This is a genomic window from Anaerolineales bacterium (genome assembly GCA_016928575.1).
Lineage (GTDB): Bacteria > Chloroflexota > Anaerolineae > Anaerolineales > RBG-16-64-43 > JAFGKK01.
On sequence record JAFGKK010000018.1, the window covers coordinates 1 to 10,121 of the forward strand.

Below are 10,121 nucleotides of genomic sequence, written 5' to 3' on the forward strand. Positions count from 1 at the left end.
CCTCTCCTGGCATAAGTCAGGAGAGGGGGAAGGGGTTGTGGGGTTGGGGGTGAGGAAAGGGCAGGGACGGGGGGCTGAGGAGATACACAGGATGTTGAAAAAGCCCGTAAAGGGTGTCATTGCGAGCGACCGCAGGGAGCGAAGCAATCTCCTTCGCCGGAAAAAGAGGGAGATTGCTTCGTCGCTTCGCTCCTCGCAATGACATCGCTAGGCTTTTTCAACACCCTGATAAAGGAAATCCTTACTTGTTCATCGTTGCCTGAATAGAGACAACGTTATAATACTTCCGGATTGCCTCTGCCAAACATGAAGCATAAGATTTCACTCTTTTGGCGCGGAAAACTCCGCCCGGTCCTGCGGAGGACCGCAGCGTCGATCCTCCGCGTGTTGCCGATTCCCACGACCGCCGGCGGGATTCCGACGAAGGTGATTTGGGATGCGGCGGAATGGATCCGCGAAACCGAGAGGCGCCGCCCATCGCCGGACGGCAAGCCGCGGAATTGGCAGGTGAAGGTGCGGGATGCGGAGGAGATCGCCGGGCCGCCACCGCGGTCGATTGAATCGCCCATTCCTCAAATATTTGAAAAATACGCACGGGTAAAATATCCGGAGCTGACCGTGACCGCCGTCCGCCGGGGCCGGGTCGCCACCTCGGAAGGAACGGTGCTTTCACCGGACGACCGGGTCTTCGACCAGTTTACGCATACCTGGGGCGATCCGATTTGGAAGAACAAGGTTTTCCAAAAACCGGGACTGGGCCGCCTGCGGCGCCGGGAAGGGACGTGGGCGACCCTGGTCGTGCCCGCCGCCCAAGTCAACGTGGGGCATTGGCTGATGGACGGCGTGATTCGGCTTTCGGTGTTGGAGGCGGCGGGAGCCGCAGGGCAGGCGAACTTCATTGTCCCCGAAATGCTAGAGAAGAACCTCGAGCCGCTGGAGGCGCTGGGCTACGGACCGGAACGGTGCGCCGGGTTGGATGAGGGCTATTGGGAGGCGGACAGCCTGCTCATCCCTTCCTATCTGTCGACTCCCGGATTCATCCGTCCGTGGGGAGTGCGGTGGCTGCGGAACCGGCTGGGCGTCGAGGACCGCCCGGCGGGGCAGCGGAGATTGTGGATCAGCCGCTGCCGCGCGCGCTACCGGCGCCTGTGGAACGAGGAGGATTTATGGCCGATCCTCGAACGGGCGGGATTTGAGAAAGTCGAATTGGAATCGCTGCCTTTCCGATCACAGGTGGATTTACTCGCGCAGGCCGGGGCCGTGGCCGGCCCGCATGGGGCGGGCATGACCGACCTGCTGTTTGCCCCGCGCGGGATCCCCGTGCTGGAGGTTTTCCCCCCCGAATTCATCAACCCGGTTTTCTATTCGATGGCGAATTCCCTGGATCAGGAATATTATTTCCTTACCGGATATTCGCCGGCGGAAGATCGGAATGCCGAGGGAGCCAGGGATTTGGACCATTTCCGGCTGGATCCGCAAAAGCTGACGGTGAGCCTGAAACGGATGGGGCTTTTCGATTGATGCGGCCCTCCACCGCGATCCTTGTGGTTTCATGCGATTCTTACCGGGACGTATGGATCCCGTTCTTCACGCTGTTCTTCCGCTATTGGGAGGATTGCCCCTATCCGGTTTTTCTGGGATCCAACTTCGAGGGGTATCCCGACAAGCGCGTGGTTGCGCTCTCGGTCGGCGAGGACCGGGATTGGTCGTCGAATCTGCACCGCATGCTGGAGGGAATCCCCGCGGAAGGAATCCTCCTGTTGCAGGAAGATTTCCTGTTCGACCGCCCGATCCACACCGGGCGGATCGAAAGCTACATCGAGTACGCCCGGTCCCGCCGGGCGGCCTGCCTGCGGCTGATGCCGATCCCCGGTCCGGATGAAGGGTGCGCCGATCAGCCGGACCTCGGCGAGATCCGCAAGGGAGCCGAGTACCGCGTCTCCCTGCAGGCGGCCTGGTGGCGCAAGGAGTGCCTGGCGGCCGTCGCCCGCGACGGCGAATCCCCCTGGCAGTTTGAACGTCTGGGCAGCCGGCGTTCGGATTCGATCGACGCTGCGTTCCTTTCCCTGCGGGAAGGGGTCGACCTGCCGCTCGATTATTTCACCACGGCGGTCGTCCGCGGCTGTTGGGAGCCGGGCGCGGTGGAGCTGTGCCGGAGGGAAAACGTCCCGGTCGACCTGCGCACGCGGAAGATCCTGCCCTTCGGCTACCGCTGGGAGCGGGCGCTGAGGAGGATGGGCGTTCCGGACCGGATGGCGCGGATTTTGGGATTGCCGTTCCGCATCGGCGGTCCGGCGCGAAAAAGGGATCACCCAGGGGCGCGGATTCCGGATTAAAAACGAAGGGATGATATCATGCCACCCATGACGGAACGTGCATCGAGAACGGTAAAGCGGATCGCGGCGTCGATCCTCCGGCGGATTCCCGGCTCGCGCCTGCCGCAGGGCGGCATTCCGGATTACCGCGCCTGGAGCGATTCGCGCGAAGCCCGGCTGCCGTGGCTCGAGCGCGGGTGGGATCATTGGTGCGTTACGGTCCGCGAGGCCGAGATGGTGGAGATGCCCCCGCCGATCACCGCCGACGGCACGGTCAATCCCGTGTACCGCGGCGCGCAATACTACCGCTATCCGCCCCTCTACCTGGCGCATGTCCGCAACGGGCGCCTGCTGGGCAGGGACGGCGTCGTGCTGACGTCGGACGGGCGCGTGCTGGAAGAATCGACCTTCGCCTGGGGATTACCGCCGGCGGAGTGGCCGGTATTCACGCGGCTGAGCGTCCCGGCGGCCCGCGCACAACCGGGCGCGATGCTCACCCTGCTCTCGCCCGTTTCCGGAAAACCGAACTACTACCATTGGTGGATCGACACCCTTCCGCGGCTGGCCGTCGCCGAGGCGGCGGGGATCCGCCATTTCCGCATCATCGTCCCGCAGGCGATGGAGCCCTGGCAGCGCGAATCCCTCGAACGGCTGGGGTATCCCTCCGACCGGTGGGAGCCCTTCGGCGACGACCACTGGCGCGTGGAGAGCCTGCTCTTCCCGTCCTTGCTCGGGTATTCCGGGATGGTGCGGCCATGGGCGGCAAACTGGCTGCGCCGGAAAATCGGCCTGCCGAAACCCGCCGCCGGCAAGCGGCGGATCTATCTGCGGCGGGCGAAAGCCGGCTTCCGCCAGGTGGCGAACGAGCTGGAGTTGATCCCGATCCTGAAATCCTTCAAATTCGAGGTTCAGGATCCGCAGGGGATGCCGCTGGCGGATCAGATGAAGCTGTTTTCCAACGCCGAAAGCGTGGTCTCGATCCACGGCGCGGGCCTCTCAAACCTGCTCTTCGCCCCGGCCGGCGCGCGGGTGGTGGAATTCATGTCGCCGCATCCCGCCTACACCAACACCTGCTATTATTCGCTTTGCTCCGCGATCGGCCATCGCTATGCGGTGATATTCGGCAAGCATCCCGCTCCGGTCGCGGCGGGAGCCGGCCGCCGCTGGCGCGACGACCTGATCGTCCCGCCCGAAGTCCTCCAGGAAACCCTCTCGATGCTCCTGGGCAAGTGAGGCGCCCGGGGGAAGGGACAGCCCGCGCAACCATGCACAGGATCCGGCGGTCGGTCGAATTCGGATGGAAGAGTTGGTTCCTCTCCGGAACGGCGCCGCGGGATCCGTTCGTGCTGGTCACCGGAGCGGACCGGACCCACTTCAAGAGCCTGTGCAATCTGCTGCGCAGCGCGGCGCGGTGGGAACCCGCCATGCGTTGGATCGCGTACGATCTGGGATTGGAGGAGGCCCAGCGAAGGGAGTTCGCCGCGGAATTCCCCGCCGGGGAACTCCGTCCGTTCGATTATTCGAAGTACCCGGCGTACTTCGACATCCGGGTGAACGCCGGGGAATTCGCCTGGAAACCGGTTATCTTTCACGAAGTGTTCCGCGAAGTCCGGGGATCGGTCTGCTGGTTCGACGCCGGGAACATTGTGACCGGGCCGCTGACCCTGCTGAAAAAAACCGTCCAGCGGTTCGGGTTTTACGCGCCCTACGCGAAGAACACGATTGCGGCCTGGACCCATCCGAAAACCCTGGAGTGGCTTCGGGTGGAAGAGTCGATCCGCTCCCGCCGCCCCCTGGCCGGGGGCAGCGTCGGCGCGAACTGGCGCTTCGGGAAGGTCCGGGAGTTCGTATCGAAGTGGGAGGAATGCGCGCTCGTCAAGGATTGCATCGCTCCCGCCGGATCGAACCGCTACAACCACCGCCAGGATTTGTCGGTCCTGTCGATCCTGGCGTACCGGCTCGGCCTTTCGATGTTCATGTCGTCCTTCCATTTGGGTTTTCTGTTCCAACAGGATGCCGATGAATAGACGGTCCTCTCCTCCGGAAAGAAGCCGGATGCCGGCAGCCTCAATGGTCCGTTCTGCGGAGGAAAAGCCGTTCGGCCCGTGCGTCCGGACAGAGGGAACTCCTTGAAGATCTCGCTGGTCACCCCGTCCTACAACCAAGGCCGTTTTTTAGAGGCCAGCCTGCGTTCGGTCCTCGGCCAGGATTATTCGGATCTGGAATATTTCGTCATGGACGGAGGATCCGCCGACGGCAGCGCGGACGTCATCCGGCGCTACGCCGAACGCCTGGCCGGCTGGCGCAGCCGCGCCGATGGCGGACAAATGGCGGCGGTCCAGGAGGGATTCGAGCGCTCCACCGGCGAGATCATGGGCTGGTTGAATTCCGACGACATGCTCACGCCGTGGGCGCTACGCGCGGCCGCTGAGGCGTTCACGCACTTCCCCGAGGTGCAGTGGATCACCAGCCTGTATCCGATGGTGATGAACGAAGACGGCCTGGTTGCCGGCGCGCGGCGGGTCGAGGGGTTTCACGCCGAGGCGTTCTACCGCGGCCGGAACGCGCCGTTCGATCCGTGGTTCTATACCTGCATGATCCAGCAGGAATCCACCTTCTGGCGGCGCGGGCTGTGGGAAAAGGCCGGTGGAAGGGTTGATGCCTCGTTCCGTGGGGCAGGAGATTTCGAGCTCTGGTCGCGGTTCTTCGAGCATGCCGAGCTGTATGCGCTCGGGGTGCCGCTGGGAATTTTCCGCTTCCAGAAGGAATCGTTCACCGCGCTGGAATGGCAGGGGTACATGGAAGAGTGCCGGAGGGTGATGGCGAAGTACGGACGGAAGCCGCCCGGCAAAACGGAATTGTTGGCGCGCCGCGTCGCACGAGAATTGCCGGACCGCGTTCAGCCGCTCACCGGCCTGGCCTACCCGGTGGCGCACATCGTCCGTTCGGGCGGGACGAACCCGTTCGAAATCCGGCGGGCATGGATCGTTTAGGATCCGGTGCGTCCGATATGAAATTCTCCATCGTCACACCTTCCTTCAACCAAAATTCGTTCCTTCCCCGGGCGATGGATTCGGTGCTCGGGCAGGAGATCGACGACCTCGAGTACATCGTCATCGACGGCGGATCGGCCGACGGCAGCGCGGAGACGATCAAAGCGCACGCGGCGCGCCTCGCCTATTGGACGAGCCGCCCCGACCGCGGCTACGCCGACGCGCTCAATGAGGGATTCCGCCGCTCGACCGGGGAGATCATGGGCTGGCTGAATTCCGACGACATGCTCACGCCCTGGGCGCTGCGCGTTGCGGAAAGCGTTTTTCGCGCGCTGCCCGAAGCGGAGTGGATCACCACCCTCTGCCCGCTGGTGATGGACGAGGCGGGAATGGTGATTTCCGCCCGCCAGGCGGAGGGCTTCAACGCGAGGGCGTTTTTCCGCGGGCGGAACGCCCCGCTCGTCCCCGGCTTCTATTCGACCGTCATCCAGCAGGAATCCACCTTCTGGCGCAGGTCGCTGTGGGAGCGGAGCGGGGCGCGGCTCGACGACAGCCTGCGCATGGCCGCGGATTTCGAGCTCTGGGCGCGGTTCTTCCGTCACGCCGAACTACACGCGGTCGGCGCGCCGCTGGGGTGTTTCCGATTCCAAAAGCGGTCGTTCACCTCGAACGAGATGAAAGGTTACCTCGACGAATGCCGGACCGTTTTGCAGCGGCACGGATACCGGCCGCCGTCGCGCGCGGAACTCGCCGTGCGGCGGATCGCCCGCGCGCTTCCGCGCCGGCTGTATCCGGCGACCGGCCTCGCCTATCCGGTATCGAAGATCCGCCAGGAGGGGCGCGGATCCGCGTGGATCGTCTCCCGCGAATGGATCATCTGAAATGTTAGGATCACGTTTACCGCCGCCGGATCCCTCTCCCCCCTGTGGTCCCCCCATTCCTTTGGAATGGGGGGACCACAGGGGGGCGGGATGACTGCGGTATTGGATGATACCCTGCAAGTGTTCGATCGTAATTCCCGCGTGATCTCAGCGGGAATCCAGGGGTTTGAAGGAATGGATGCCCGCTACGTACGCGCGGGCATGACGATCGTTTTCCTTTTTGGCCAGCCCCCATATGAGGGCGGGATGATGTTTTTTCGGACATGAAACCAAACCAAAGACCTTTGCGAATCCTCCAAGTGGCGCCCGCGGTCGAAGGCGGCGGCGGCGAGCAGATCGCCCTGCGCCTGCACCGCGCCTTCCGCGCCCTCGGCCACCGCTCGATGCTGTTCGCCGGGCGGCTGAAGGATTTTTCCGAGGAGGACGTCCTGGGGATCCCGAACCGCTGGCAGGTCTCGGCCCGCGCGCGGGCGCTGGACGCGCTGTACCGCGCCCTTCTCCGCCTCACCGGCGGGAGCGGAGCAAACCGGCTGTTCCCGCTCTTCGAGGCGGCCGCCTTCCCGCGCGTCGCGTGGGACCTGTGGCGCGGGCACGAGGATTTCACCCAGCCGGGTTCGCGCCGGATCCTGGAATTGGCGCCCGAACAACCGGACGCGGTTCTGCTGCACAACCTGCACGCGCGCTGGAACCGCCGCGAAGGCTTTTTCGATTTGGAATATTTGCCGGAGTTAAGCGCGCGCCTCCCGGTGATTCTCTTCCCGCAGGATCCGTGGCTGCTCACCGGCCACTGCGGGCATCCGATCGACTGTCCGCGCTGGCGGATCGGCTGCGGGAAGTGCCCCGATTTGAAAATTTATCCCTCCATCCGGCGGGATGCGACCGCGTGGAATTTCCGCCGCAAGCGGAAGATTTTCGGCCGGAGCCGGCTGTACCTGGCCGCGCCATCGCAGTGGCTGCTTTCGATGTTTGAAGAGGCCGGCATCCCGCTGGCCGGAAAGCGGGTGATCCGCAACAGCGTCGACACGGCGCTGTTCGCGCCCGGTTCCCGCCGCGCCGCGCGCGCCGGGCTGGGGCTGGATCCGAAACGGCGGATCGTGATGATCTCGGGAAACCACCTAAAGGTGAATCCGTGGAAGGGGTACGGATGGATTCTGGAAGCGGCCGAGCGCCTGGGAAGCGCGCCGGAACTGCCGCCGACGGATTTCCTGTGCGTGGGCGACGAAGGCGAGCCGTTGGCCTTCGGCAACGTGCGGATCGTCTTCGCCGGCTTGGTGAAGGATCCGGCGCGGATGCCCGAATACTACCGCGCGGCGGACGCCTACTTCCACCCCAGCCGGGCCGACACGGCGCCGTATTCGGTCCTTGAGGCGATGGCCTGCGGACTGCCGGCGGTGGCGGCCGCCGTCGGCGGCATCCCGGAGCAGGTGGACGACGGCCGCACGGGATATCTCGCCGCTCCCGGAGATTCCGAAGCAATGGCGGCGCGGCTGGGCGATCTTCTTCTCCATCCGGAGAAGGCCGCCGCGCTGGGCCGCCGAGCCCGGGCGCGGGCGGTGAAACTGTTCGATTTCAAGCAACAGGTGCGCGGGTTTGTCGATTGGATGGGGAAATTATCACCCGAATGAAAAATATTTAGGCCGCAAAAGGCACAAAACGCACATATAAAATTTTTATATTTACTCACCCATTATTGATTAACCGAAAAATTATTACAACCTTGAAACCTCAAAAAAATGGGTGTCATGCTGAGCGAAGCATCTGCTTCTGCGTGTGCGGATCCTTCGCTGCGCTCAGGATAACATTTTCAGAGGTTTCACCTCATGTGCCTTTTGTGCTTTCTGTGGCCAGAAATAAGATCGGCCTGCCCTGAGGGTTTATCGGATGGATGGAGGATTATCTCCGGAAGAAAAGATTAATTGGCCATAAACGGTGCAAAGAGAATAAATTTCATGACGACTCAGCAGTCTCCCCGCAAGACGAATGATACGCTGCCGGGAAACAGATCCTTTGTGCTCCCCCCTCATATGCCCGATGGGCACCTTTCCCGGAAACCCCGACGCCGACCCCCGACGCCGACGAAAACGCCGACGAAAACCTCCACCCCGACCCACACCCCGACTCCGACTCAGAACGAGCCCTCCGGCCAGGTGTGGCGGTATTATTATTACGCCGGCGCGGAAAGGATCGCCGTGCGCGTCGCCGGAAGCACCAATCCCGGAGAAAATGGGTTGTATTATACGATCGGAGATCATTTGGGCAGCACGAGCCTGATCGCCGATTCCGACGGCGAAAAGGTGGACGAGATACGGTATATGCCTTGGGGCGAAAAGCGGTATGAGGGAAGTTATGCCCCGAGCAGCTATTCCTACACGGGGCAGCGCGAGGAGGCGGGAATCGGGCTACCTGCCCCGCCCGTTCACGAAGCGCCGGTGATCTGCCCGGGGCGGGAGTGGGCGGGGTATTATTACAATGCCCGGTGGTATGACGCGGAGCTCGGCCGGTTCGCCCAGGCGGACACGGTAATTCCCAGCCTGTTGAATCCGCAATCGTTCGACCGTTACGCCTATGTATATAATAACAGCCTGAAGATGATCGATCCTTCCGGAAATAAGCCATTGGAGTGTGAATTTGAGGCTGTAGGCAACAGATGCAGTGGCAGGTCGTTAGATGATCCTGTACCTGAACATGGGCACGGATCAAAGAAACCCGAATCGCCACGCGCTAAAGCTGTACGGTGGGTAGTAGGTAATGCCGAAGGAAATGATTGCGCTGCGGGAGAAGATAATGATTGCGCTTGCATCGTAGCCCAGGCATTAAATGCTTCCGGCGGTCATACTAAAATTGATCCAACAACAGATGCTTTTAAAGGACCGATGATTTAATGCAAGCAATTAAGGATCAAGGGGGGAAAGAGATGGGCCGTTGGTATAACAATTCTGACGATGGTTTAAATAATTATGGAGATTTAAGCAATTCTCTTAAATGGGAGGAAATTTAACAAGCATGGATAAAAGCAGGTATTAGGCCAGGGGATCTAATATTCTATAGTGATTATGCGCCTGGTCATGGAGGAGGATATCCTGAACATTCAACACATGTGGCGATGGTGGTTGATATTGAGTACGATGCAGATGGCATTGGCCATATTGTAGTCGAGGATGAGAGGGGTCGACATTACATTGATGATCAGGCTGATAAATTTTATTCTCAGATTGGAGAAGTATGGTGGATCCGTCCAAACTATTAATTTTGAAAATCCAAAAAAGGAGTTCGATTACAATGAAAAAAAAGATCTTCTTTTCAATCATTAGCCTCATTGTTTTTTCAGGTTGTTCCTTTTCGATTCCAATTCTTTTTACGAATTCGCAAACATACGGCTATATATTCTATTTGCAGCGAACGTACCAAGGGCAAGGAAAAACAATCTGCGGATTATGGATACCGAAGGAAGATTGCAGCAATATCTGTTTCCGATTTCGGGTATCTTCACCGTTTCACGTGATGGAAAATTCCTAATCTCGGGATGTGAAGACGGACTATCGTTATGTAAATATGAAATATCCAGAATTAATTTTGAGAATCACTTTGATAGAAATTATAATCCCGTAAAAGAATTCTCCTTCGGAGAGCCGGTATTAATGTATGAGGTTCCAAAAGAATGTGTTAATCTTTTTTCAAGTTCGCCTGATGCGACCGATTTCATTCCGCATTCAATAAGTCTTTCGAGGGATGATAAGAAAATTGCTATAGTGTGCCAAAATATAGATGAAGAATCTCGAGTTTGTATACTTGACATTGAAAATGGATATTTGTGTTGGAACAATGATATGGATGTCCAGTCCGTTAATTAAGTGGACCCCATCATTCGGACAAAAAAGAGACCCCCATTAAGGTACATTCTCCTTTCGTCGGATGATGGATGGACAGGGGCG

General features: G+C 60.3%; 9 protein-coding genes. All 9 read left to right on the forward strand.

Annotated features, from left to right (window positions below; genetic code table 11):
• On the forward strand, nt 1–202 hold a 202-nt coding region (locus JW929_03365), incomplete at its 5' end, for a hypothetical protein (protein MBN1438425.1).
• 104 nt (nt 203–306) lie between these two features.
• Nucleotides 307–1,521 (forward strand): glycosyltransferase family 61 protein, encoded by a 1,215-nt coding sequence (locus JW929_03370; GenBank protein MBN1438426.1) that lies wholly within the window; start codon nt 307–309, stop codon nt 1,519–1,521.
• On the forward strand, nt 1,521–2,336 hold the full coding sequence (locus JW929_03375) for a hypothetical protein (GenBank protein MBN1438427.1): 816 nt from the start codon (nt 1,521–1,523) through the stop codon (nt 2,334–2,336). Before JW929_03370 ends, JW929_03375 begins: the two co-directional genes overlap by 1 nt.
• Before the next feature lie 18 nt (nt 2,337–2,354).
• Nucleotides 2,355–3,548, forward strand: a complete 1,194-nt coding sequence (locus tag JW929_03380; GenBank protein MBN1438428.1) for a glycosyltransferase family 61 protein — start codon at nt 2,355–2,357, stop codon at nt 3,546–3,548.
• Nucleotides 3,549–3,580: 32 nt separating this feature from the next.
• Nucleotides 3,581–4,342 carry a DUF1647 domain-containing protein gene (locus JW929_03385; protein MBN1438429.1) on the forward strand — a complete coding sequence of 254 codons (762 nt, stop codon included), beginning with the start codon at nt 3,581–3,583 and terminating at the stop codon, nt 4,340–4,342.
• A 102-nt stretch (nt 4,343–4,444) separates the two neighbouring features.
• The gene (locus JW929_03390) at nt 4,445–5,308 is read left to right on the forward strand and encodes a glycosyltransferase (GenBank protein ID MBN1438430.1); all 864 of its coding nucleotides are present in this window, start codon (nt 4,445–4,447) and stop codon (nt 5,306–5,308) included.
• 17 nt (nt 5,309–5,325) lie between these two features.
• Nucleotides 5,326–6,189: a glycosyltransferase gene (locus JW929_03395; protein MBN1438431.1), complete on the forward strand. Its 864-nt coding sequence runs from the start codon at nt 5,326–5,328 to the stop codon at nt 6,187–6,189.
• Nucleotides 6,190–6,452: 263 nt separating this feature from the next.
• The gene (locus JW929_03400) at nt 6,453–7,814 is read left to right on the forward strand and encodes a glycosyltransferase (GenBank protein ID MBN1438432.1); all 1,362 of its coding nucleotides are present in this window, start codon (nt 6,453–6,455) and stop codon (nt 7,812–7,814) included.
• A gap of 564 nt (nt 7,815–8,378) precedes the next feature.
• Nucleotides 8,379–9,071 (forward strand): RHS repeat-associated core domain-containing protein, encoded by a 693-nt coding sequence (locus JW929_03405; GenBank protein ID MBN1438433.1) that lies wholly within the window; start codon nt 8,379–8,381, stop codon nt 9,069–9,071.
• Nucleotides 9,072–10,121: the final 1,050 nt, after the last annotated feature.

What these genes read in the sequence shown, in the direction of transcription:
- JW929_03370 (MBN1438426.1), top strand. Translation starts at nt 307, where the DNA reads ATGAAGCATAAGATTTCACTCTTTTGGCGCGGAAAACTCCGCCCGGTC.
- JW929_03375 (MBN1438427.1), top strand. Translation starts at nt 1,521, where the DNA reads ATGCGGCCCTCCACCGCGATCCTTGTGGTTTCATGCGATTCTTACCGG.
- JW929_03380 (MBN1438428.1), top strand. Translation starts at nt 2,355, where the DNA reads ATGCCACCCATGACGGAACGTGCATCGAGAACGGTAAAGCGGATCGCG.
- JW929_03385 (MBN1438429.1), top strand. Translation starts at nt 3,581, where the DNA reads ATGCACAGGATCCGGCGGTCGGTCGAATTCGGATGGAAGAGTTGGTTC.
- JW929_03395 (MBN1438431.1), top strand. Translation starts at nt 5,326, where the DNA reads ATGAAATTCTCCATCGTCACACCTTCCTTCAACCAAAATTCGTTCCTT.
- JW929_03400 (MBN1438432.1), top strand. Translation starts at nt 6,453, where the DNA reads ATGAAACCAAACCAAAGACCTTTGCGAATCCTCCAAGTGGCGCCCGCG.